The following is a 23,481-nucleotide window of genomic DNA, read 5'->3' on the forward strand; positions in this document are numbered from 1 at the left end:
GTGAACCGACAGCACGGCCACGGGGGCCCGATGTCTCACGATTGAGAGCTGATCGTCTTGCGGTACGACACACCGGGCCTGGAGCGGTGGAACAGTCGCGTCCACGACAGCAGCTTCGGCTACGTCTCCACCCAGGGCGAGCCGCTGGTCGACCTGCTCGACCCGCAGCCGGGCGAGCGCGTCCTCGATCTCGGGTGCGGCACCGGGGTGCTGACCGCCCAGATCGCCTTCCGCGGCGCCGAGGTGCTGGGCATCGACGGCTCGGGCGCGATGATCGAGAAGGCGCTGGCCCAGTATCCGGGCATCACCTTCATCGTCGGCGACGCGCACGACTTCACCGTGGCCCGCCCGTACGACGCCGTCTTCTCCAACGCCGCGCTGCACTGGATGAACCGCCCGGACGCGGTGATCGCCAGCGTGCGGGAGGCGCTGCTGCCCGGCGGCCGGTTCGTCGCCGAGATGGGCGGGGCGGGCAATTGCGCCGAGCTGACCACCGCGATGCTGACCGCCTGGCGCGAGTACGGCCTGCGCGAACCCGAGCTGCCGTGGTACTTCCCCTCCCCCGCCGAGTACGCCCGGCGGCTGGAGGCGGAAGGCTTCGTCGTGCGGCTGCTGGAGTACTTCGACCGGCCCACGCCGCTGGAGGAATGCCCAGGAGGGGCCGGGGACTGGGTGCGGATGTTCGCCCCGTCGGCGCTCGACGGGCTGGCGCCCGATCTCGTCGAACCCCTGCTCCAGCGGGTCAACGAACTCGCGGCCCCGGCGCTGCGCCGGGAATCCGGGTGGATGGCCGACTACGTGCGCCTACGGTTTGCCGCCGTTCGACGCTGATGCGTAGTGCAGGATGCGTAGGGCTGTTTTGCCGGACTATGGTCTCTTCAGTGGGCGGCGAGATGACGGCACGGCGACACGGCGTCGCATGGCCCGCGACGTGGCGGCGTGAGGGGCTGGTGAACGGAACGGGATGAACTTCTGCCTGAGCGACCTCGTACCACCGTTGAGGTGGAGCGACACGTCCACGATCACTTTGCTCACCGGGCAGCCGGGACTGCCCGACGCCTGGTGGCGCAGCCTGCCCATGCCGCGCGTGCTCGCGGCCATCGGCCCCGAGTCGCTGGGCGAGCTGCTCACCGAGATCGCCATCGAGCACTGGCCCGCCGCCGCCGTGGGTGACGTGCTGCCGGCGCTGCACATGCTGGACCCTGACGAGGCCGACGAGCCGTATGTGGCCATCGCGCTCGACCGGGCCGGGTCGTGGCCGGGGCTGCTGGCCCTCACCGGCCGCGAGCTGATGGACCAGCCGTTCGTGCAGGCCCGGCCGGTGCTGACGGCGCTGTTCTCCTCCGCGCTGCTCCGCCTGTCGCCGGCCGCGCCCGTATCGGCGTCCGGCGCGGCCACCCTGGACGAGGAGACCCCGGCCCCCGCGCCCGCCTCCCACGAGCCGGCCCACCCCGTTGATCACCACCCGACGGACGGCGACCAGGAACACCACGCCGCAGAGCACCACTCAGCCGCTGCTCCGGTAGGCGAGGAGCCGGACAGCTCACCCTCCGACGGCGACGCGGCGGAGGAACGCGCCGAGGCCCACGCCGGACCTGATCGCCCCGCGCAGGACGCGGAGCGCGACGCCAAGGCCGACGCAGCCGAGGCCGACGCAGCCGAGGCCGACGACGACCCCGGCCACGAGCACCACGCCGAGGAGCCCGCCGAACCGGACCCGGTCGCGCAGAACGCCTCTCCGGGTCCTGGCCCGCAGAACGACGGACCCGGCCCGGCCGAAGAAGGGGACGGGGCGGCGGAGGGTGAGACGGAGGACGAGGAGGCGGATCTGCCGCGGCTCATCGAGGCGGCGTTCGCCCACCTGGACGACAAGAGCTGGGCCGTGGCCCAGAACCGGGTGTTCACGGATCAGCCGTCGGCCGTGGACCAGCTCGCCAAGCTGTTCGCCGTGCCGCCCACCGAGATCGCCGCCACCGAGGACCGGCTGCGCGCCATGCTGGACGAGTGGCTCGCCAGCGACGAGGCCGCCCCGTACCGGGCGCATCTGGAGGAGCTGCGGGAGAAGATCGGCCCGTCCGCTCCCAAGGAGCGGCTGATCCAGGCCGCCGACTGGCACGGGCGGGAGATCAAGGCGCTGGAGGTGCCCGCCTGGCAGTTCGTGCTGGCCACGCTGCCGGACCGGCCGCTGCCGGCGCGCAAGCCGGTGCCGCCGTCGGCGTTCAGCGCGCCGTACGGCCCGCCGCCGGCCGCTTTCGCCCCGAAGCAGCCGCCGCATCCGGGGTTGCCGCCCGGGTTCGTGCCGCCTGATCCGGTGCCGTCCCAATTCCAGGCGTTCGCCCCGGCGGTGCCGGTGCAGAGCGAGACGAACGGCGCGGGCTCCGGTGAGCAGCCGGGCAAGCCGTACCAGCCGCTCAAGGACGTCTCCCAGACCAGGCGCTGCTTCCGCCAGCCCGACGGCCGGTGGTGGCTGCGCGTGGACGTGACGGCCGAGCAGCTCTCGGGCGGCGAGTGCGCGCTGCCGACCGGGTTCGCCGCGTACCTGGGGCTGTCGCCGGGCGAGAGCAGGACGGTGCGCAGCGCCGCGGGTGAGCTGACCATGACCTGGCACGGCCGGCCGGTGCTGGAGTCGATCGACCGGCTCCTGGCGGACGTCGGCGCCAAGGAGGGCGGGCACCTGTTCCTCACGCTGTCGGACGAGGGCGTGCTGCGCGCCCGCCACCTGCCGGTGGCCGCGGCCGGAGCGGAGAAGATCACCAAGGCGCTCCGCCTGGTCGGCTACACGGCTCCGGGCGGCACCCGCGACCAGGCGGCGCGAGTGATCGCGACCCGGATCGGCATGACGGGCCCGGTCAACCTGCCGGACCTGCTCACCAGGCTCCGCGAGCGCGGGGACCGCGACCTGCTCCACCTTCTGGACTGATGCCGTGCCGCGGCTCGCGATCGGCCCTGAGTTTCCCAGGGAGCTCGGCGCACTGGCTCAGCCGGTGCGCAGGGACGTCGTGGTCGCGCTGAGGCGGTTCCTCGCGAACGTGGCGGGCGCCCCGCACCCCGAGTCGGTCAGGGGCGCCAGGGACGCGCGGGTGGCGACGCTCCGGCTGGCCGAGGGCCGGCGGGGGGTGGTGGTGCGCCGGCGGGACGTCTATTGGCTGCGCACCGTGCTGCCCGACCCGGAGGCCTGGTCGTACGCGGCCCGGCACCGTTACGGCGTCAACCCGGTGCTCGGCGTGGTCGAGGAGTGGGACGCCGAGTCGCTGGAGCGGATCGAGCCGGCGTTACGCAGGTCGGCGGGCGGCTCCCGGCTGTTCGAGGCGATCTGCGACGGCGACCTGCTGGCGCTCGGCATCGACGTGCGTGCGCTGCCGCTGGTCCGGCTCATCACCACCGAGGCGGACGTGGCCGCGCTGGAGCCGCTGCTGCCGCCCACCCAGTACGTGCCGCTGGCGGTGCTGGCCAGGGGCGGCACGCTGGCCGAGGCGTGGCGGGAGCTGGACGGCTGCCGCGCCTTCGAGGAGGATCCCGAGGAGCGGGTCGACCCGGAGGACTTCCACCGGGCGCTGCTGCGCAGCCCTGACCGGGCCGCGTTCGCCGCCGACAGGGCGGAGCTGGACCGGCTGCTGACGGAGCCGGGCTGGTGGGTCTTCCCGCACCCGCCGCAGCACCGGCTGGCCAGGGCCCGCTACGACCATCCGGTGCTGGTGGTGGGCGGGTCCGGCACCGGCAAGACGGCGGTCGCGCTGCGCCGCGCCGCCCACCTGGCGGCGCACGGCAGCGGGCCGGTGCTGCTGGTGACGTTCTCGCAGGGGCTCTGCGACGAGCTGTCCGGCCGGCTCGACCGGCTGATCCAGGACGAGCTCGTACGCAAGCGCATCGAGGTGGACAACCCGGAGCGGCTGGCGATGCGGCTCGTGGCCCAGGCGGAGGGGCGTCGCCCGGCGCTGGTCGGGCCGGGCGCGCGGACCATGGACGAGCTGATCGACGAGGCCCGCCTGCTGCTGTCGAGGGAGACCGGCGACCTGCTCGACGACGTCGAACCGGGGCGCAAGCCGTACCGGCACATCGTGGTGGACGAGGGGCAGGACGTCAGCCCGGCGCAGTGGCGGCTGCTGCGGGCGGCGGCGCCGCGCGCGGCCGACGACCTGTTCATCGTGGGCGACCCGCACCAGCGCGTCACCGACACGCGGGTGACGCTCGCCGCCGTGGGCATTCCGGCCATCCAGTTCTCGCTCAAGGTCTCCCACCGGTTGTCGCGTGAGGTGCTGGCGTTCGCGGTCCGGGTGCGCGGCGGGGGGCCGGCCGACGGGCTGGTCAAGGGCATGTCGGCGCTGTACGGTTTCCGGTCGGCGCGGTTCGGGTCGCGGCCGGTGGTCCGCGGGTACGCGAGCGCGGAGGCGGAGCTGGCCGGTCTGGCGCACACCGTCGCCGCCTGGCTGGACGAGGGCGTGCCCGCCGACGCGATCGCGGTGGGGGCGCGCAACCAGGAGCTGGTCCGGGCCGCCAAGCGGACGCTGCGTGACGTGCCCGTGCGGGTGTCGACGTTCGCCGGTCTCAAGGGGCTGGAGTTCGAGCGGGTGGCGCTCATCGGGGTGGCCGAGGGCGTCGTGCCGGAGCGGCCTCCCGAGGAGCCCGGCGCCCGGGCGCGCGCGCTGCAGCGGGAACGGAGCATGCTGTACGTGGCCTGCACCCGGGCCCGGTCGATGCTCTATATCTCTCATTCCGGACGAGGGAGCCCTTTTCTGTCCTTCTGATCACATAGTCTGAACTGCGGATATCTATCGTTGCCGGTTGGACCCCAATGAACCTCAGCTTGAGCGACATCGCGCCACCACTGCGGTGGACCGCACCTGGTCAGATCGCACCGATCGCGGAAGAGTCACAGCTGCCCGAGGCGTGGTGGCAGGCGATCCCGTTCGACCGGGCGTGCGCCATCGTGGGCACCCAGGCCGTGGCGGGCCGGCTCGCCGACCTCGCCGTTGCCTTCTGGGGGCATCTGGTGCTGGGCGACATCCTGCCCCTGCTGCGCTTCTCCGACCCCGCCGAGGCCGAGCGGACGCCGGAGACGCTCGGCAAGGACGTGGTGCAGAAACTGTTCAGCGGCGTGTTCGACCGGCTGCTGGAGCCGGCCACGACCGCCGTGCCCGGTCCGGTCCAGCAGGACAAGCCGCTGCCGGAGCTGATCGACGGCGTGTTCGCGACGCTGGACGAGCGGCAGCGGGCCATCGCCCGTGACCGGCTGTACGCGGCCGACCGGGCCACGCTGGACGAGCTGGCCCAGCGCTTCTCGGTGACCAGGGAGCGCATCCGGCAGATCGAGCGCGACCTGCGCGACCACGTGGAGCTGTGGCTGGGCGGGCCGGAGGCGGCGGCGCTGGTCGCGCACGTCACCTGGCTGCGCGGCCGGCTCGGCTCCGCCGCGCCCGCCGACGACCTGACGGCCGCCGTGCCGTGGCACCGGGCCGAGCTGCGCACGCTGGGCATCCCGGCCTGGCGGTTCGTGCGCACGCTGCTGACCGGCTACGAGCAGGCCGACGGCTGGCTGGTCGCGGGCGGCGCCGACGACCTGCGGGAGAAGACCCGCCAGTTGTTCGCCGACGGGCCGCACCCGCTCACCGAGGCGGTGACCATGGTGGCCCAGCTCGGCGTCCGCGAGGACGTGGCGGAGCGGTGGATCCTCGCCGTGCCGCAGCTGCGGGTGCTCGACGGGCACGTGGTGCCGTGGCCGCGCAGCATCAACGACAAGGCGGAGGCGGTGCTGGCGGTCTCGGGCAAGCCGCTGGCCCCGGAGGAGATCCAGGAACGCATCGGCGAGGACTACAGCCTGGTCGGCATCCGCAACCAGCTCACCGCCGACGACCGGTTCCTGCGGCTCGACCGCAACAAGTACGGCCTGACCCGCTGGGGCGGCGAGGAGTACCTCGGCATCAGGGAGATGATCGTCAGGGAGATCGAGCGGGCCGGCGGCGAGGCCCCGGTCAACACGATCGTGACCAACCTGACCTCCCGCTACGACGTCAGCGAGAGCTCGGTGCGCGCCTACTCGGGCGGCCCCGGGTTCGAGCGCAGCCAGCGCGGCTGGATCCGGGTCGCGGGCACCTCCCCCACCGGGGAGGGCGGCTCGTACCAGCCCCGCAGGGACGTCTCGGAGACCCGGCGCAGCTTCCGCAGCCGTGACGGGCGCTGGTGGCACCGGGTGGACGTGAACGCCGAGCACCTGCGCGGCTCCGGCTCGCCGCTGCCGACCGGGTTCGCCGCGCACCTGGGCATGGCGCCCGGCGGGTCGCTCACCGCCTCGTCGCCCTCCGGCGACGTGGTCATCAGCTGGCACAACCAGCCGACGATGGGCTCGATCCGCAACGTGCTCGCCGACTTCAAGGCGAGCGAGGGCGACCACGTGTTCCTCACCGTCTCCGACGGCGGCGAGCTGCTCACCCGCTACCTGCCGGCGGCCCCTCCCGGGATGCCGCCGCTGAACCGGGCTCTCTACCTCATCGGCTACACCGCGCCGGTGACCTCCGAGCTGGAAGGGCTGCGGCTGATCGGCGCGCGGGTGGGGCTGCCCGAGACGGCGACCCGCGAGGAGGTTCTCGCCCGGCTGCGCGAGCGGGGCGACCGCGACATCCTCGGCTTCCTCGGAGGATGACGGCTAGGGTCGAGGGATGCTGCGGATCTACGACACGCGCACCCGGCAGGTCGAGGAGATCGCGCCCGCCCGCGGGCTGCGGATGTACGCCTGCGCGCCGCCCGTCCACCGCCGGGCCCACCTCGGCGACCTGCGCCAGGCGCTGCTGTCCGACCTGATCCGCCGGGTCCTGGAACGGCACCGCGTGCGGATGGTGGTCTGCCGCGCCGGCGACGACGCCGGTCACCCGGCCCAGGAGTCCGAGGCGTTCGCCCGCGACGCCGCGGCGCTCAACCTGCGCCCGCCGGAGCAGTCCCCCCGCGCCGCCGACCACGCCGACCAGCTGCTCGGGCTGATCGCCAGGCTGGTCGAACAGGGGCACGCGCACGTCGCCGACGGCCGCGTGGTCTTCGACGCCGCGACCTCTCCCTCGTACGGCGAGCTGTCGGGAGGCGACAGCCCGGACGGCCCGGACAGCCCGGACGGCCCGGACGGCGCGGCGGGCTGGGAGCTGTGGCGGCCCGCGGACGGCGAGGCGGCGTGGGACTCCCCCTGGGGCCGCGGCCTGCCGGGGCCGGACGTCGCCTGCTCGGCTCTGGCACTGCGGCTGCTGGGCGAGCGGATCGACATCCTGACCGGCGGCGCCGAGCTGATCTCACCGCACCACGAGGCCGTGCGCGCCCAGGCGGACGCGGTGACCGGGCACGAGGTGGTGCGGCACTGGGTCCACGGAGCGGGCCTGCTGGCAGAGGGCGGCGAGCCGCCGGAGCTCTCCGCCGTGACGGACGACGGGATCGACCCGCTGGCGGTGCGCCTGGCGTTCCTGGAGCACCACTACCGCCGCCCCCTGGACCTCTCCCCGGCCGCGCTGCGGGCGGCCGACGCGACCGTGCGCCGCTGGCGTGCCCGGGTGGCCGAGTGGTCGGAGTCGCCGAGCGCGCCGATGGCCGCCGCGCACGTCGAGCGGGCCGAGTCGGCGCTCGACGACGACCTCGACACCCCGGCGGCGCTGCGCGTCCTGGCCGAGCTGGAGCAGGACGCGTCGGTGCCGCCGGGCGCGAAGTTCGAGTCGTTCGTGCACCTGGACCAGGTGCTGGCTCTCGACCTGCCCGCCGACATCGGCAGGCCCCGGCCCTGAGGTCCCGCGGCCAGGAGCGGTCGCGGGAAGGGGTCGGGCGGACGGCATGGCAGGAGCCGTCCGCCCGGGTGGCGCCGTCCTGAAGCGGGGGTGTGGACGGTAGCGCGCCATGCGCACGATAAGCAGGTCCCGGGTTGCGTCCGGGTTGCGACCTGTCCCCTCGTGGCCGGACGATGACGTGCGGTGATGGCGGCGAGAGCAGTGGACAAAGGCTGCCAAACTGGGTGCCAGCGTGCGCAAGATGGAGGTTTACGTGAGGTTGAGGCCGTACGCGTGGATGCCGTGGCCGCTGCGGTGGTTCGCGCGGGTGTTGACCGTTCTCGTGGTTATCGCGCTGGTGCTCTCGGCGGTGCTGGTCTACACCGTACGGCAGTCGTTCCCGCAGTTGGAGGGCACGGTACGGCTCCCCGCCCTCACCGGGAATGTGGAGATTTATCGTGATAAATACGGAATCCCGCATATCTACGCCGACACGGCCGAGGACCTCTTCCTGGCCCAGGGGTTCGTGCACGCCCAGGACCGCTTCTGGGAGATGGACTTCCGCCGCCACGTGACCGCCGGCAGGCTGTCGGAGCTGTTCGGCGCGGCCACCCTCGACAACGACAAGGCCATCAGGACCATGGGCTGGCGCCGGGTGGCCGAGCAGGAGCTGCCCGACCTGACCGACCGCACCAGGCGCTTCCTGGACTCCTACGCCCAAGGCGTGAACTCCTGGATCACCGCCAACCCCAACGCCTCCGACCGCAGTCTCGAGTACTCGATCCTCAAGGTGCAGAACGGCGCCTACGAGCCCGAGCCGTGGACCCCGCTCGACTCCGTCTCCTGGCTCAAGGCCATGGCCTGGGACCTGCGCAGCAACCTGGAGGACGAGATCGACCGCGGCCTGGCGCTCGCCGAGCTGCCGCCGGAGCGGGTCGCCCAGCTCTACCCCGGTTACCCCTTCGACCGGCACAGCCCGATCGTCACCCGGGGCACGATCGACCGGGAGCGCTTCGACCAGACCGCCGAGCCGCGCACCCGGCAGGACCCGCGGGCCGACAGGCAGGTGCTCGGGCAGGCGGCGCGGACGCTCGACGCGGTGCCGACCATGATGGGCGCGACCGACCGGGAGGGCATCGGCTCCAACTCGTGGGTGGTCGCCGGCGAGCACACGAAGAGCGGCAAGCCGCTCCTGGCCAACGACCCGCACCTGTCGGCGCAGCTCCCCTCGGTCTGGTACCAGGTCGGCCTGCACTGCCGCGAGCTGAGCGAGGCGTGCCCGTACGACGTGACGGGCTTCTCGTTCTCCGGCGTCCCCGGCGTGATCATCGGGCACACCGACAAGATCGCCTGGGGCTTCACCAACCTGGGCCCCGACGTGGCCGACCTGTTCCTGGAGAAGGTCGACGGCGACACCTACCTCTACCAGGGCGAGCAGGTTCCGCTGCAGACCCGCGAGGAGAGGATCGAGGTGGCGGGCGGCGCCCCGGTCACCATCACCGTGCGCGGCACCCGGCACGGTCCGCTCGTCAACGAGGTCATGGGCCAGGTGGAACCCGGCGACGAGGCCAACGCGGTGGCCCTGTCGTGGACCGCGCTCATGCCCGGCCGCACCGTCGACGCGATCTTCGAGCTGAACGCGGCGAGTGACTGGCACGAGTTCCGGGCGGCGGCCGCGCTCTTCGACGTGCCCGCGCAGAACCTGGTCTACGCCGACACCTCGGGCACCATCGGCTACCAGGCGCCCGGCCGCGTCCCGGTGCGCAAGAAGGGCGACGGCACCGTGCCGGTGCCCGGCTGGACCGGCGAGTACGACTGGAACACCGCGCCCATCCCGTACGACCAGCTCCCGTCGGTGCGCAACCCCGCCGAGGGGTTCGTGGTCACGGCCAACAACGCCGTCATCGACCCCCAGCGCTACGCGCCGCTGCTGACCAAGGACTGGTCGTACGGCTACCGCTCGCAGCGCATCCTCGACCTGCTGCGCGAGGAGATCGCCAAGGGGAAGGTGGACGCCGCGACGATGGCCCGCGTCCAGCGGGACGACCGCAACCTGTTCGCCGCGACGCTGGTGCCCGCCCTGACGGCCGTGGACGTGGCCGGCCCCGCCAAGGAGGCGCGGGCGCTGCTCGACGGCTGGGACGGCGCCCAGGACACCGGGTCGGCCGCCGCCGCGTACTTCAACGCCGTCTGGCGGCACCTGCTGGAGCTGACCTTCCACGACGAGCTGCCGGAGGGCGCCCGGCCGAACGGCGGCGACCGCTGGTACGAGGTCGTCGCCGGGCTGCTGGGCGACCCCGAGGACCCGTACTGGGACGACACCCGCACCGAGCAGGTCACCGAGCGGCGGGACGACATCCTGCGCCAGGCCATGGCCTCGGCCTACCAGGAGCTGGCGGAGCTGCTGGGCCCGGACGTGAAGGCGTGGCGCTGGGGCGACCTGCACCGGCTCACGCTCACCCACGACTCGCTCGGCACCTCGGGGATCGCGCCGATCGAGGCGCTGTTCAACCGGGGCCCGCTGGCCGTGGCGGGCGGCAAGGACGCGGTGGACGCGGCCGGCTGGAACGTGCAGGAGGGGTACGCGGTCACGACCGTGCCGTCCATGCGCATGGTCGTGGACCTCGGCGACCTGGACGAGTCCCGGTGGATCAACCTGACGGGCGCCTCCGGCCACGCCTTCCACGACAACTACTGGGACCAGGCCGAGCTGTGGGCCAGGGGCGAGCTGTTGCCGATGCGCTCGGACGCCGCCTCGGTGACCAAGGCGGCCGTGCACACGCTGCGGTTGCGCCCCTGATCAGGAGGTGAACGAGCGCGACTCCCCCACGGCCAGGTCCCACAGGCGCTCACGCGGCAGGCCGTGGGCCGCCCACTGCTCCCGGGTCCACTCCAGCGGGCGCAGCAGCGGCTCGCCGGACAGGACGAACGTGCCCCAGTGCATGGTGGCCATCCGGCGCGCGCCCACGTCCAGGAAGGCCCGCACGGCCTGCGGCGGGTTCACGTGGGCCGGCTCCATCGCCCAGGGCGGCTGGTAGGCGCCGATCGGCATCAGCGCCAGGTCCAGGCCGGGGTGGCGGTCGCCGATCTGGGCGAGCCGCTCGCCGTAACCGGTGTCGCCGGCGAAGTACACCGACCCGTCGATCACCCATCCGCCCCACAGCGTCTTGCAGAAGTCGAAGAGCCCACGCCTGCTCCAGTGGTGGGCGGGCACGAACTCGAAGCTCACCCCGCCGACGGTCGCCGATTCCCACCAGTCCAGCTCGATCACCTCGGTGAACCCCCGGCCGGTGAACCACCTGCCGAGCCCGGCCGGCACGAGCATCGGCGTCCCCCTCGGCAGCCTGCGCACGGTGGGCCAGTCCAGGTGGTCGTAGTGGTCGTGGCTGATGACCACGGCGTCGACAGGCGGCAGGTCCTCCCAGGCGATGCCGGGCGGGGTCAACCGGGCCCGCACGCCGGGGATGCGCCGCGACCACACCGGGTCGGTCAGGATGGCCAGGCCGCCCGTCCTGATCAGGTACGTGGCGTGCCCGACCCAGGTCACGGCCGTCTCCCCTGCCGCGACCGGGGGCAGCCCGCCGCGGGCCACCGGGATGCGGGCGGCCTCGTGCAGGTCGGGCGGGAACACACTGTGCCAGGCGATGCTGATCGCCTCCCGCAGCCCTGACGGGGCGTAGGTGAGGCGGTCCCGGTAACTACCTGGCCTCTTCGGAGCACGGATGATCTGCGTCATGCGGACCCCCTGCCCTGCGTGCTGGATCAGTCACCCACGGGGAGAGCCGTCCGCGCGTCCGCGCCAGCGCGGCGGGACGCGCCGGTACCCGCCCTCGTCCAGGCCGGCCAGCCGCTCGAAGGGGTTGTAGGACGCCTGGTCGCCGCAGACGACGACGGAGACGAGCATGGCGACCAGATACAGGGGCAGCAGGGGAAGGCCGGCGCAGCAGGCCCACTGGGTGGCGTGCCGGTTCTCGTGACCGATCAGCGTGTCGTCGAGGTGGTCGCGCCTGGTGATCACCACGTTGCCGACCGTGAACGCCCCGGCGATGGGGAAGCGGTAGCGGTAGCCGTGGGCGAGGACGAGCCCATAGGGCCCGGATCGCCTGGTCGCCCCGCCGACCATGGCGATGAGCAGGCCGAGAGGAGTGGTGAGATTAACGAAATTGACGATTCGCCGGAACCGATATCGCCTGTCCATGCGTCTGAGTCTTGACCAATCTTGTCAAATCGGAATAATGATTTGCGTCCTGAAATCTCCTAGAAGAGCAGGATTATGAGATCCACCATCCTGGGCGCGCTGCTCGGAGCCGCAGCACTGGCCGGAGCAGGCGGAATCGCGATCACCCAGACATCAGCCACCGACCCCTTATCCTTCACCGGTTCTCCAGCCGCCGCGGCGGCGTTACCCGCCACCACACCCCCCGGCAACGGGGCGTACGTGGCGAAGACCGAGATCGTCGACAGAGACGGCATGTCCTATCTGGACGTCTCCGTGACGTACGGAACCGCGGCCAAGTTCAGGGTCAAGCAGCGGGTCTGCAAGCGCAAGTCCTGCCGCACGCTCACCGTCGGGCTGACGGTGGCGGCCGGATCCGGCCAGGTCAGCAAGCGGATCGGACGCGGCGACTTCTGGCTGCGGGGCAAGCCGAGGATCAGGATGTGGCCGCTGCCCGGCCCCACGGTCACCGTCACCGCGCCGCCGGTCACCGTCACCGAGACCGTCACCGCGACGGTCACCGAGACGGCCACGTTCACCTGCCAGCCGGCGCCTCCCTCGGAACCGCCCACGTCAACGCCACCGGAGGACCCCACGGTGGACCCGACGGTGGACCCGACCGCGGACCCGACCGTGACCCCCACGGTCGATCCCACGGTCACGCCCAGTCTGCCTCCTTCGGTGCCTCCTTCGGTGCCTCCTTCGGTGCCGCCGACCATCACGGACCCGCCGACGGACGTGCCGACCGACCTGCCCACGAGTTCGCCGACGGACCTGCCGACCGACCCGCCGCCGGACCTGCCGACGGTCGAGCCGACCGAGATCCCGACGTGCCCGGGGCCGACCGACACCCCCACCGACACCCCCACCGACGGACCGACGGACGTGCCGACGGACGCGCCCACCGACCCGCCGACCGACCCGCCCACGGACACTCCGCCCCCGTCGGAGACCGTGACGCCGCCGGTGCGGTGACCGCGCTCTCCCGGTCCGGCGGCCTCCCTTCCTCCGCCGGACCGGGAGAAACGCAGAGTTATATTTATCCGCTCTTATATTGCCTGCCCTGACAAGTCAGCAATTGACCTGTCGTGCTATCGCGCAGCGCATTCACGCCCCCGGCACGCCTATTTCGCCGGGCCGAGCCCGCGACTCTCCGGATATCCGCGCAGCAGCCACGAACCCCCGGTCGAGGGCGACATCAGGAATGCCGCGACGACCGCCGCCATCCCGCCGTACAGATACACGTGCCCGGCCAGGTTGCCGGAGATGACCAGGTCGCCCGCGCCCAGCTGGACCGAGAACGCCATCGACACCAGCAGCCATCCGGCCGACGTGACGGCCGCCGGCGCACGGCCGCGCATCAGCTTGCCCGCCCCCAGCGAGACGCCGAAGACCAGGAGCACCCAGAGCACCGCCGAGACGACCGGGAACCCCGGCCACGCGCCGTGCGTGAACCCGCCCACCACGCCCATGACGACGCCCAGGACGAAGAGCATGCCGTAGGCGGCTCCTCCCAGCGCCGACTCGGCCTGGCTGCGTTGCTCCATGTCGATCGAGGTTAGTGGATCCCGGCGAACAGATCGTTCTCGCGTACGTGCGGCTCGCCGAGACCGCCGGTCTCCGGCGGCGGGCCGGGCACGGCGGGACCGCGCTCCCCGATGGCCAGCGCGAAGTGCTCGACCCCCCGTACCTCCTGACCGATGTCGTTGGAGAGCGCGAACCACGGCTCGGCGACCGTGATCTGGGTCCGGTGCGCGCGCATCGCCGCGACCTTGTGGCCGAGCCAGGGCCGGGCGTCGATCTCCGTGGTGACGGCCTCGTCGGGGTCGCCGAACGGCAGGTCGTCCACGCTCGCGACCGTGAACGGGGTCCCCGCCTCCCGCAGCGCCTCGTTGGACCGGAGCAGCACCGACCTGGGCGTGGCCGTGTGGTAGAACTTCGCGATCCGCCACGGCTCGCCCTCGCCGAAGCCCGGGTCCGCCGCCAGCTCGAACGCCCGCCGGGAGACGCGGTGGGCCTGGATGTGGTCCGGGTGACCGTAGTGTCCGTTCTCGTCGTACGTGACGAGGACCTGGGGCCGCACCTCGCGGATGACCGTGACCAGCTCGGCCGCGGCCTCGTCCACGTCGGCCTGCCAGAACGCGCCGGGCCGGTCGTTGGTGGCGGCCCCCATCATCCCGGAGTCGCGCCAGCGCCCAGGACCGCCCAGGAAGCGGTGGTCCTCGACGCCGAGCGCCTCGCAGGCGGCGGCCAGCTCGCCGATCCGGTAGTCGCCGAGCGCGTCGTCCTCCACGGACGCCAGGTGCGAGAGCTCGACGGGGATGATCTCCCCCTCCTCGCCCAGCGTGCAGGTGACGAGCGTCACGTGGGCGCCCTCGGCGGCGTAGCGGGCCATCGTGGCGCCGGTCCCGATCGACTCGTCGTCGGGGTGGGCGTGCACCAGCAGCAGCCGTCGGTCAGTCATGGTCCCGAGCGTAACAACTGGCAGGATTGGCCCCATGAGTGAGAGCTTCCCGCGCCTGTCCGCCAGGACCCGCCGCTTCACCCTGGGAGTGCCCAGAGGCTTCACCCTCTCCCCCGACGGCTCTCGCGTGCTGTTCCTGCGCACCGGGTCGGGGACCGACCCGGTGACGTGCCTGTGGGAGCTCGACACCGAGACCCAGGTCGAGAGGCTGGTCGTCGACCCGCGTTCGCTCGACTCCGGCGAGGAGGACCTGCCGCCGGAGGAGCGCGCCCGCCGCGAGCGCAGCCGCGAGCAGGCGGGCGGCGTCGTGTCCTACTCGACCGACGCCGACGCCACCACGGCGGCGTTCGCCCTGTCCGGCGGCCTCTACGTGACCGACCTGGCCGCGGCGCGCACCCGCCGGCTGGAGACCGCGGGAGCGGTGATCGACCCGCGGCTCTCCCCCGACGGCCGCCGCGTCGCCTACGTCACCGGCGGCGCCCTCCACGTCCACGACCTGACCACCGGCGAGGACCGCGCGCTGGCCACGCCCGAGTCGGAGACGGTCACCTACGGGCTGGCGGAGTTCATCGCCGCCGAGGAGATGGGCCGCATGCGCGGCTTCTGGTGGTCGCCGGCGGGCGACGCCCTCCTGGTGGAGCGGGCCGACGAGGCCCCGGTCCAGACCTGGTACATCGCCGACCCGGCCAACCCGGGCCGCCCCCCGACCCCGCAGCGCTACCCCGCCGCCGGCACGCCCAACGCCGTGACCGAGCTGTTCGTGCTGGGGCTCGACGGGTCCAGGGTCACGGTGCCGTACGAGCACGAGTACCTCGCGACCGCGGCGTGGGACTCCCACGCGCTGTCGATCGTGACGCTCTCCCGCGACCAGAAGACGATGCGGCTGCTGTCGGTCGACCCGGAGACGGGGAAGTCCACGCCGGTGCGCGAGGACCGCGACCCGGCCTGGGTCGACGTCGTCTCCGGCGTGCCCGCCCACCTCGACGACGGCTCGCTGGTCTGGGTGGCGGTCGCCGACGGCGGCCACCGCCTGTTCGTCGGCGACCGCCCGGTCACCCCGCCGACCCTTCAGGTGCGCGCGGTGCTCGACGTCGACCACGACAGCGTGCTGTTCAGCGCCAGCGGCGACCCGACCGAGATCCAGCTGTGGACCTGGGACGGCCACTCGCTGCTGCCGGTCTCCACCGGGTCGGGCGTCTTCACCGGCCGGATGGCGGGCGGCGTCGGCGTGCTCACCGAGCAGAACCTCGACACCGAGGGCGTCACCACCACCGTCGTGCGCCGCGACGGCGTCGCCGTCCCGATCCCCTCCTACGCCGAGCGTCCCGGCCTCGACCTGCGCGTCTCGCTCGGGCGTTCCGGCCGTCGCGAGCTGGCGACCGCCGTGGTGCTGCCCTCCTGGCACGAGCCGGGCTCGCGGCGGCTGCCGGTCCTCATGGACCCGTACGGCGGACCGCACGCCCAGCGGGTGCTCAACAGACGCGGCGGCTTCCTGGAGAGCCAGTGGTTCGCCGAGCAGGGTTTCGCCGTGGTCGTGGCGGACGGCCGGGGCACTCCGGGGCGCGGGCCCGCGTTCGAGCGGGCGGTGCTTAACGACCTGGCCACGCCCGCGCTGGAGGACCAGATCGACGCCCTGCGGGGGGTCGCCGAGCAGTACCCCGACGACCTCGACCTGGACAAGGTGGCGATCCGCGGGTGGTCGTTCGGCGGGTTCCTGGCGGCGCTGGCGGTCCTGCGCAGGCCCGACGTGTTCCACGCGGCCGTGGCGGGCGCGCCGGTGACCGACTGGCGGCTGTACGACACCTGTTACACCGAGCGCTACCTCGGGCATCCCGGCGAGCAGCCGGAGGTGTACGACAAGTCCTCGCTGTTCGGCGACGCCGCCGAGCTGGAGCGGCCGCTGCTGCTCATCCACGGGCTGGCGGACGACAACGTGGTGGCGGCCCACACGCTCCGCCTGTCGTCGGCGCTGCTCGCGGCCGGGCGGGCGCACACCGTGCTGCCGCTGTCGGGCGTCACGCACATGACGCCGCAGGAGGTCGTGGCGGAGAACCTGATGCTGCTCCAGGTCGACTTCCTCAAGAGGTCCCTGCACCTCTGAGCGGCGCGACGGACCACGGTCTCCCGCGGAGGCAGACCGTGGTCCGGGGTCAGGTGGAGGCGCGCACCGGAGCGGGATCGGCCGGGGCGCCGTGCCAGCTCTGCCACAGAGCGGCGTAGGAGCCGCCCGCCGCCACCAGCTCGTCGTGGGAGCCCAGTTCGGTGATCCGGCCGTCCTCCACCACCGCCACCCGGTCCGCGTCGTGCGCGGTGTGGAGCCGGTGCGCGATGGCGATGACCGTGCGCCCGTCCAGCACCGCGGCGAGCGAGCGCTCCAGGTTCCTGGCGGCCCGGGGGTCGATCAGCGACGTGGCCTCGTCCAGCACCAGCGTGTGCGGGTCGGCGAGCACGAGCCGGGCCAGCGCCAGCTGCTGCGCGTGCGCGGGTGAGACCGTCAGGCCGCCGGAGCCGACCACCGTGTCGAGCCCGTCGGGCAGGCCGAGCGCCCAGTCCAGGGCGTCCACGGCGGCGAGCGCGTCGCGTACCGCCTCCTCGTCCGCGCCGGGGCGGGCGATCAGCAGGTTGTCCCTGAGCGTGCCCTTGAACACGTGGTGCTCCTGGGTGACCAGCGCGACGTGGCCGCGTAGCTCGGCCGGCGGCAGCTCCACCAGCGGCACGCCGCCCACCGTGACGGTCCCGGCGCGGGGCCCGTGGATGCCCGCGAGCAGCCTGCCGAGCGTCGACTTGCCCGCGCCCGACGGCCCCACCACGGCCAGCCGCTCGCCGGGCCGCACGGTCAGCGACACGCCGTGCAGCACGTCCCGGCCCTCCCGGTAGGCGTAGCGCACCTGGTCGGCGCTGAGCCGCTCGTCGGCGGGCCGGCCGCCGGCGGGCTCCCGGTCCTCGGGCACGTTCGCGACGCCGAGCAGCCGCGCCATGGACGCCCCACCGACCTGGAGCTCGTCGACCCACATGAGGAACCGGTCGAGCGGGTCGACGAGCTGCTGGGCGTAGAGGACGGCGGAGGTGACCTGCGCCAGCGTCACCCACCCGCCGCTGTGGAGGAACCCGCCGGCCAGCAGCGTCGCCACGACCGGCACCATGTAGCCCAGCTCGACCGAAGGGAACCAGAGGGTGCGCAGCCCGAGCGTGTAGCGTTCGGCGGCGAACGAGCCGGCGATGTCGCGGTCGGCCCGCTCCCGCCGCCGCCGTTCCAGGCCGAGCGCCTCCACGGCCCTGGCGCCCTCCACGGTCTCGGCCAGCCCCTCGGTCATCTCCGCGTACGCGGCGTTCTCGCGCAGGTAGCCGTCCCTGGCCCGGTGGAGGTACCAGCGGGTGGAGAAGTACATCAGGGGCGCGGCCAGCAGCATCGGCAGCATGAGCAGCGGGCTCACCAGCACGATCGCGCCGATGGTGATGACGAACGTGACGGCGGCGATCAGGGTCTCCGGCACCGCGTGCCGTACCGTCCTGGACAGCGAGTCGACGTCGCGCGACGTCCGGGTCAGCAGGTCGCCCGCCCCCGCCCGTTCCACGGTCGACAGCGGCAGGGCGAGCACCCGTTCGACGAACTCCTCGCGCAGCTCGGCCAGCACCTTCTCGCCCAGCCTGGCCGAGGCCAGCACCGCGTACCTGACCAGCACGCCCTGCAGCAGCATGAACCCGGCGACCCCGGCGGCGAACAGCGCCACGTTCACCGCGACGCCGCGCTCGACGTCCTCGACGAGCGCGCCGAGCTGCCACGGCACCACCAGACCGGCGACGGCGGCGAGCGCGTGCAGGGCCAGGGCGGCGGCGAGCCGCCGGGGATACTTCAACGTCAACCGGCGCGCGTAGGCGCGCACCTGCCTCCGGTCGGCGACCGGGAGGATCTCGCGGGCCATCAGGTCTCCCCTCGCGTCACCGCGGCCGCGTACGCCGGGCAGGCCGCCAGCAGGTCGCGGTGGCCGCCCTCGGCCGCGACCCGGCCGTCCTCGACGTAGAAGACGTGGTCGGTCCGGTCCAGCACCAGCGGGCTTGTCGTGCAGACCAGCGTGGTGCGGCCCGCGCGGGCCGCCGCCAGCCGGCCGGCGACGCGCGCCTCGGTGTGGGCGTCGACGGCGCTGGTCGGCTCGACCAGGATGAGCACCTCGGGATCCGCCAGCAGCGCCCGGGCCAGCCGGAGCCGCTGCTGCTGCCCGCCGGAGAACTCCCGTCCCGCCTCCGCCACCTCCGCGTCGAGCCCGCCGGGCAGCGTCTCGACGATGTCCTCGGCGCAGGCCGCGCGCAGCGCCCGGTCGATCCGCTCCCGGGGCGCGGTGCCGCGCACGTCCAGCTCCTCCCGCAGCGGCCCGCTGAACAGGCGGGCGCCGTTGTCGGCCACCAGGATGCGCGAGCGCACCTCGGCCATCGGCAGGGCCGCCAGGTCGGTGGAGCCGAAGGTGACGTCGCCGGTGGAGTAGCGGCCCAGCCGGTCGGCGATCTCGATGGCGTCCTCGGGCCGGGCCGCGGCGAGCGCGGTGAGCGTGCCCGGCTGCAGGGTGACGCCGCTGTAGCTGTCGCGCAGCACGCCGCCCGCGGCGCTGCCCGTGCCGCCGGTCACCTCCGGCTCGATGGACAGGATCCGCACCACCCGGCGGGCGGCCACGTGTCCCTTGGTGAGCCGGTCGGCCGCCTCGGTGATCGTGCGCATCGGCGCGATCAGGAAGACCGCGTACGCGTAGAAGGCGACGAGCTGGCCGACGGTGATCCGGTCGTCGACCGCGAAGGCCGCGCCGACGCTGGTGACGAGCGCGATGAGCAGTCCGGGCAGCACGATCTGGGCGCCTTCGAGCAGCGACTCCACCCGGGCGACGCCGACGCCCGCGTGCCGGACGCGCTGCGACTCCTCGCGGTAGCGCTCGGCGAACACCTGCTCGCCGCCGATGCCGCGGAGCACCCGCAGGCCGGCCACGATGTCGGCGGACCTGGTCGACAGCTCGCCGGCCAGGTCGCGCTGCCGCTTCTGCCTGCGGTGCAGGGGGCGCAGCAGCGGCGCGACCGCCGCCGTCATGACGGGCACGCCGATCAGGACCATGAGCCCGAGCACGGGCGAGGTGGAGACGAGGATCACGGTCACGGTGACGATCGCCATGACGGCCCCGGAGGCGCGCAGCAGGATGTCCATCGAGCCGCCGATGTGCGCGATGTCGGAGTTGCCGACGCTGACGACCTCGCCGGTCGACAGCCGTTTGGACAGGGTGGCGCCGAGCCTGGCCGCCTGCCGGGTGGTCAGCTGGACGGTGCGGTAGGCGGCCGACAGCCAGTTGTAGACGGCGAACCGGTGCCGCATGATCCCGGTGAACGCCTGCACCAGCCCGAGCCCGAGCAGGATGGCCGACCAGCCGAGCAGCGCGCCGGTGTCCTTGACCCGGAGCGCGTCGACGCCCATCCCGATCGCGGCCGGCACCAGGGCCTGGGCGAGCCACCAGGCGGTGGCGAAGGCGATGCCGCCGAGGAGCGCGCGGCGCTGCCGCCGGGCGTTCCACCACAGATAGCGGAACGGGCTGCGGATGTCGGGCGTGCCGGGGTCGGCGTCGGGAAGGCTTCGCATGGCCCGTCAACAGTCGCAAAGCCGCAGGTTGATCGGCAAACCATTTACCCGGAGCGTGTCGATCACCCGACGTTTCGTACAAGGTATGACAGTCTGGGCGCGCCCCCTCACACCCGCCCCATGAGTACGCCAGAATCGTCTCTCGTGGAACACGGGTACACCAACAGCACAGTCGGAGACGGCGCTCTGGTCGTCAAGTGCTATCAGGGGCCCGACGCCGCCGTCCGGCTCCGGACGGAGGCGCGGTTCCTGCGGCGCCTGCGCCGGCGGCTGCCGGTGCCGAGGCTGCACGCGGTCACCGACACCAGCGTGAGCATGGCCTACGTGCCCGGCGTCCACGGTCAGGACCTGCTCGACGACGGCCACCCGGTCGAGGTCCTCGCCGAGTGCGGCCGGGCGCTGGCCCGGCTGCACCGGATGGGGTTCGTGCACGGCGACTACGGGCCGCAGAACATGCTGTTCGACCCCGAGACGTTCGAGGCGGTGGCGATCCTCGACTGGGAGTGGGCGCATCCCGGCCGGCCGGTGGAGGACCTGGCGTGGTGCGAGTGGATCGTCCGCGCCCACCATCCGGAGCACGTGCCCCACCTGCGGCACTTCTTCGAGGCCTACGCGGGGCCGGTGCCCTCGTGGGAGGAGCGGCACGCGTCCATGCTCACCCGCTGCCGCAACCTGCTGGAGTTCGCCGCGCGGTGGGAGCCGGGCGGCGAGGGCGAGAAGCTGTGGCGGCAGCGGATCGACGACACCGCCGACTGGGTGGCCTGATCGCCGCCGGCCCCGACCAGCCGTTCGATCCGAACGCTCCCCCGCCGGGGCCTGCTCCCGGCCGATTCAGCCTTCTCCGGCCGTGACCACCGGCTCCCGAGCCCCGAAAAGCGTTTCCAGATCGGCGAGGAGCACGTCGCCCCGCGCCTGCGCCGCCTCGATGAGATCCCGGTGGAAACCCGTCAGTGAGAAGATCGCGAGCGTCGCCGCCGAGGTGTCGTGGCCCTGCTGCGAAAGCAGCCCTGCGAGCAGGTCCAACCAGTCGAGATCGGCGACCCCCCTCTTGGTGATCGTCGCCTTCGCCTCGCCGATGAGGCCGACGACCGCTCGACCGCCTCGCTTGTCCAGCGCGATGACGTCGATCTCGTGCTTGGCCCGGCCCTTCCCGTCGTTGACCACCGTCGAGGTGACCTGCCCTGCGGCGCGCAGCGCGGTGGCCGACCGACCCCGCAGCCAACCCCTGGCGCACTCCTCGAAGTGCGGGCCGAGGACCCGGGAGTCGAAGGTGGGTCGTGCCCTGCGCCAGGCCTCCGCTCCCTGGCCGGTCTCCACCAGGTCGCGCTGCGGCACGGTGATCAGATTGTGGAACCGTACGATGGGGTCGACCACGCTGATCACCGGACGCCGCTCCCACAACGGATCGCTGTCGTACCGCAGGTAACCTGCGGTGACCAGCGCCTCGATGGGGCGAGTCAGCGACGTGCGGGACAGTTCCAGCAAGCCGCCGATCTTGCTTGGGCTCGTCGCTCCACCGGCGACCGCGTTGATGATCGCGTAGTGCAAAGAGCTTCCCGTGAAGCGCGGGTCCTCTCGGAGCAGATACTCGCTCTCGCTCTCCGAGAACAACGCCTGGCTGGGGTCGAGAGCCGTGGCCGCGACCCAGTCGTCCACCTCCGCGAGAGATTGCGGCGGTGGCACGTTGGCCAGGTTGCGGTAACCCGGGGAACCGCCGTAGACGGCGTGCACCCGTAGGGCCGCGTGCGGATCACCGATGCCCCAGTGGCGAGCCATGGTAGACAAATTGAACGGATGCAGCCGCAGGTCGACGGCGGCGCGTCCGCGGAGTGCCTTCGTGCCGGACAGCAGTTCGTTCATCACCGAGAGCGCCGAGCCGCACACGATCACCCGGCCGCCATCCGGAGCCTCTCCCGCCTGCGACCGGTCGTAGAGCAGTTGCAGCAGGCCGGGCAGTTCAGGGGAGTGCGCCATCCAGTACGGCAACTCGTCGATCACCAGCAACCCGCCCCGACCCGCCGTCAACTCGATGGCCGTGGTCAGGAGGGTCTCCCAATCGGCGTCGGCCATGAGCCCGGGGGCGATTCCCGCGTACCGTGCGATCTCCGTCGCGAACCGCCGCCTGGCGGGGGCCACGCCCTCCTCCGCGACCGCCGTGACGTAGAGACCATGCGCGGTTTCGGCCAGGGCGCGGAGCAGGTAGCTCTTCCCCACCCGCCGCCTGCCGGACACGACGGCCAACCGCAGCCGGCGATCCGGGTGCTCAAGAAAGCTGGTCAACACCGACCATTCCTTCTCACGGGCCAGGACCCGCTGCGGCTTCTCCATCGTGTCACCTCATTTGTATGCTCTGAAACATACTAATCAAGCCCATCGGTCCATCGGCGATTTCGCCGACTTTACAGCCGGACCCTTTTCTGGTTGACATGTGCGAGTCACACTCAGGTCATGTCAGAGGCGCTGTACGGCCGCGCCGCCGAGCTGGACAGGGTGCGGCTGCTCCTCGACGCGGCGCGGGCCGGAGACGGCGGCGCGCTGGTCCTGGCGGGACCGCCGGGCATCGGCAAGACCGCCGTGCTCGGCCGGGCCGAGGCCATGGCCGGCGGGTTCACCGTCCTGCGCGCCCGCGGGGTGCCGCAGGAGACGCGGCTGGCCGGGTCCGGGCTGCACGCGCTGCTGCGGCCGGTGGCGGGGCTGGTCCGCTCGCCGGTGCTGGCGCGGGCGCTACGGCTGGGCGCGGCCGGGGGCGGGATGGCGGTGCCCGCCGCGGTGCTGGAGTTCCTGGCCGAGCTGGCGGCGGCCGAGCCTGTGCTGGTGTGCGTGGACGACCTGCACCTGCTCGACGAGGTCAGCAGGGAGACGCTGGGCTTCGCGGCCAGGAGGGTGTCGGGCGAGCGGATCGCGCTGCTGTTGGCGGTGCGGGACCCGGCCGGGCTGCCGGAGGACGTGCCCGTGCGGGCGCTGGAAGGGCTGGACCCCGCCTCGTGCCGGGCGCTGGCCCACGAGCTGGCGGGCGCGCTCCCCGACGACCTGGACGCCTGCCTGGCCCGCCTGGCGGGGGGCAACCCGCTGGCGTGGCGCGAGCTCGTCGGATCGCTGACGCCCGAGCAGCTCGCCGGGCTGGCCGCGCCGCCCACGGGCCTCCCACCGGGCGGCCGCCTGCACCGCGCGCACGCCGAGCGGCTGGCCCGGCTCCCGCAGGCCACCCGGTTCCTGCTCCTCCTGCTCGCCGCCCACCCCGGGCTGGACACCGAGACTCTCCGCCGGCCGGCCGGGTGGCGGCCCGAGCCCGGCGCCGAGGGGCGGCCGCGCCGGGACCTCCTGCCGGCCGATCCCCTCGCCGTCCTGGCGCCGGCCGAGCGCGCCGGGCTGATCAGGGCGGACGGCGGGCGGTACGTGTTCACGGACGAGACGGTGCGCGCCGTCGCCTACGCGGAGGCGCCGCCGGCCCGCCGCC

The 23,481-nt window shown here is 73.1% G+C and carries 17 protein-coding genes; 10 read left to right on the plus strand and 7 right to left on the minus strand.

Translation table 11 applies throughout. The features are described 5' to 3' along the window. Nucleotides 1–57: 57 nt before the first annotated feature. The 6 genes from OUY22_RS12150 to OUY22_RS12175 all read left to right on the plus strand — a co-directional run bounded on the left by OUY22_RS12150 (nucleotide 58) and on the right by OUY22_RS12175 (nucleotide 10,533). A complete protein-coding gene (locus tag OUY22_RS12150; protein ID WP_270154979.1) occupies nucleotides 58–831 on the plus strand; it encodes a class I SAM-dependent methyltransferase in 774 nt (257 codons plus the stop codon). Between the two features lie 133 nt (nucleotides 832–964). Then, nucleotides 965–2,920 (plus strand): ICP22 family protein, encoded by a 1,956-nt coding sequence (locus OUY22_RS12155; protein WP_270154980.1) that lies wholly within the window; start codon nucleotides 965–967, stop codon nucleotides 2,918–2,920. A gap of 4 nt (nucleotides 2,921–2,924) precedes the next feature. Then, on the plus strand, nucleotides 2,925–4,745 hold the full coding sequence (locus OUY22_RS12160) for a UvrD-helicase domain-containing protein (RefSeq protein WP_270154981.1): 1,821 nt from the start codon (nucleotides 2,925–2,927) through the stop codon (nucleotides 4,743–4,745). A 59-nt stretch (nucleotides 4,746–4,804) separates the two neighbouring features. Beyond that, the gene (locus OUY22_RS12165) at nucleotides 4,805–6,637 is read left to right on the plus strand and encodes a sigma factor-like helix-turn-helix DNA-binding protein (protein ID WP_270154982.1); all 1,833 of its coding nucleotides are present in this window, start codon (nucleotides 4,805–4,807) and stop codon (nucleotides 6,635–6,637) included. 16 nt (nucleotides 6,638–6,653) lie between these two features. Then, nucleotides 6,654–7,754, plus strand: a complete 1,101-nt coding sequence (locus tag OUY22_RS12170) for a cysteine--tRNA ligase (RefSeq protein WP_270154983.1) — start codon at nucleotides 6,654–6,656, stop codon at nucleotides 7,752–7,754. Nucleotides 7,755–8,031: 277 nt separating this feature from the next. After that, entirely contained in the window at nucleotides 8,032–10,533 is a 2,502-nt protein-coding gene (locus tag OUY22_RS12175) for a penicillin acylase family protein (protein WP_408638148.1), read from the plus strand. Here OUY22_RS12175 and OUY22_RS12180 read toward each other — a convergent pair whose 3' ends face one another. After that, nucleotides 10,534–11,469, minus strand: coding sequence for an MBL fold metallo-hydrolase (locus tag OUY22_RS12180; protein ID WP_270154985.1), 936 nt, complete (start codon nucleotides 11,467–11,469; stop codon nucleotides 10,534–10,536). It lies immediately after the preceding gene. A 30-nt stretch (nucleotides 11,470–11,499) separates the two neighbouring features. Beyond that, nucleotides 11,500–11,931, minus strand: coding sequence for a hypothetical protein (locus tag OUY22_RS12185; protein WP_270154986.1), 432 nt, complete (start codon nucleotides 11,929–11,931; stop codon nucleotides 11,500–11,502). 75 nt (nucleotides 11,932–12,006) lie between these two features. Here OUY22_RS12185 and OUY22_RS12190 point away from each other — a divergent pair, with 75 nt between their 5' ends. Continuing rightward, the gene (locus OUY22_RS12190; RefSeq protein WP_270154987.1) at nucleotides 12,007–12,924 is read left to right on the plus strand and encodes a hypothetical protein; all 918 of its coding nucleotides are present in this window, start codon (nucleotides 12,007–12,009) and stop codon (nucleotides 12,922–12,924) included. A gap of 149 nt (nucleotides 12,925–13,073) precedes the next feature. On the opposite strand, the gene OUY22_RS12195 is transcribed toward OUY22_RS12190, so the two are convergent. After that, on the minus strand, nucleotides 13,074–13,496 hold the full coding sequence (locus OUY22_RS12195) for a DUF6113 family protein (RefSeq protein WP_270154988.1): 423 nt from the start codon (nucleotides 13,494–13,496) through the stop codon (nucleotides 13,074–13,076). An 11-nt stretch (nucleotides 13,497–13,507) separates the two neighbouring features. Further along, nucleotides 13,508–14,413 carry an N-acetyl-1-D-myo-inositol-2-amino-2-deoxy-alpha-D-glucopyranoside deacetylase gene (gene mshB / locus OUY22_RS12200; RefSeq protein WP_270154989.1) on the minus strand — a complete coding sequence of 302 codons (906 nt, stop codon included), beginning with the start codon at nucleotides 14,411–14,413 and terminating at the stop codon, nucleotides 13,508–13,510. A gap of 34 nt (nucleotides 14,414–14,447) precedes the next feature. On the opposite strand from mshB, the gene OUY22_RS12205 reads away from it, so the two are divergent. After that, nucleotides 14,448–16,514: a S9 family peptidase gene (locus OUY22_RS12205; RefSeq protein ID WP_270154990.1), complete on the plus strand. Its 2,067-nt coding sequence runs from the start codon at nucleotides 14,448–14,450 to the stop codon at nucleotides 16,512–16,514. A 49-nt stretch (nucleotides 16,515–16,563) separates the two neighbouring features. Here OUY22_RS12205 and OUY22_RS12210 read toward each other — a convergent pair whose 3' ends face one another. Then, complete coding sequence (locus OUY22_RS12210; RefSeq protein WP_270154991.1) at nucleotides 16,564–18,336, minus strand: ABC transporter ATP-binding protein; 1,773 nt, start codon at nucleotides 18,334–18,336, stop codon at nucleotides 16,564–16,566. Beyond that, on the minus strand, nucleotides 18,336–20,024 hold the full coding sequence (locus tag OUY22_RS12215) for an ABC transporter transmembrane domain-containing protein (RefSeq protein WP_270154992.1): 1,689 nt from the start codon (nucleotides 20,022–20,024) through the stop codon (nucleotides 18,336–18,338). Before OUY22_RS12215 ends, OUY22_RS12210 begins: the two co-directional genes overlap by 1 nt. Before the next feature lie 144 nt (nucleotides 20,025–20,168). Here OUY22_RS12215 and OUY22_RS12220 point away from each other — a divergent pair, with 144 nt between their 5' ends. Next, nucleotides 20,169–20,789 carry a phosphotransferase gene (locus OUY22_RS12220; RefSeq protein ID WP_270154993.1) on the plus strand — a complete coding sequence of 207 codons (621 nt, stop codon included), beginning with the start codon at nucleotides 20,169–20,171 and terminating at the stop codon, nucleotides 20,787–20,789. A 66-nt stretch (nucleotides 20,790–20,855) separates the two neighbouring features. Here the strand turns inward: OUY22_RS12220 and OUY22_RS12225 are convergent, their stop codons facing one another. Beyond that, nucleotides 20,856–22,352, minus strand: a complete 1,497-nt coding sequence (locus OUY22_RS12225) for an ATP-binding protein (protein ID WP_270154994.1) — start codon at nucleotides 22,350–22,352, stop codon at nucleotides 20,856–20,858. 120 nt (nucleotides 22,353–22,472) lie between these two features. Between OUY22_RS12225 and OUY22_RS12230 the strand changes: the two genes are divergently transcribed. After that, on the plus strand, nucleotides 22,473–23,481 hold a 1,009-nt coding region (locus tag OUY22_RS12230; protein ID WP_270154995.1), incomplete at its 3' end, for an AAA family ATPase.

It is taken from the genome of Nonomuraea corallina (assembly GCF_027620315.1).
GTDB classification, from domain to species: domain Bacteria; phylum Actinomycetota; class Actinomycetes; order Streptosporangiales; family Streptosporangiaceae; genus Nonomuraea; species Nonomuraea corallina.

Coding starts and splice junctions, on each gene's coding strand:
- OUY22_RS12185 (WP_270154986.1), bottom strand. CDS start 11,931: ATGGACAGGCGATATCGGTTCCGGCGAATCGTCAATTTCGTTAATCTC.
- OUY22_RS12175 (WP_408638148.1), top strand. CDS start 8,032: ATGCCGTGGCCGCTGCGGTGGTTCGCGCGGGTGTTGACCGTTCTCGTG.
- OUY22_RS12155 (WP_270154980.1), top strand. CDS start 965: ATGAACTTCTGCCTGAGCGACCTCGTACCACCGTTGAGGTGGAGCGAC.
- OUY22_RS12215 (WP_270154992.1), bottom strand. CDS start 20,024: ATGCGAAGCCTTCCCGACGCCGACCCCGGCACGCCCGACATCCGCAGC.
- OUY22_RS12210 (WP_270154991.1), bottom strand. CDS start 18,336: ATGGCCCGCGAGATCCTCCCGGTCGCCGACCGGAGGCAGGTGCGCGCC.
- OUY22_RS12195 (WP_270154988.1), bottom strand. CDS start 13,496: ATGGAGCAACGCAGCCAGGCCGAGTCGGCGCTGGGAGGAGCCGCCTAC.
- OUY22_RS12170 (WP_270154983.1), top strand. CDS start 6,654: ATGCTGCGGATCTACGACACGCGCACCCGGCAGGTCGAGGAGATCGCG.
- OUY22_RS12205 (WP_270154990.1), top strand. CDS start 14,448: ATGAGTGAGAGCTTCCCGCGCCTGTCCGCCAGGACCCGCCGCTTCACC.
- mshB (WP_270154989.1), bottom strand. CDS start 14,413: ATGACTGACCGACGGCTGCTGCTGGTGCACGCCCACCCCGACGACGAG.
- OUY22_RS12190 (WP_270154987.1), top strand. CDS start 12,007: ATGAGATCCACCATCCTGGGCGCGCTGCTCGGAGCCGCAGCACTGGCC.
- OUY22_RS12180 (WP_270154985.1), bottom strand. CDS start 11,469: ATGACGCAGATCATCCGTGCTCCGAAGAGGCCAGGTAGTTACCGGGAC.
- OUY22_RS12225 (WP_270154994.1), bottom strand. CDS start 22,352: ATGGAGAAGCCGCAGCGGGTCCTGGCCCGTGAGAAGGAATGGTCGGTG.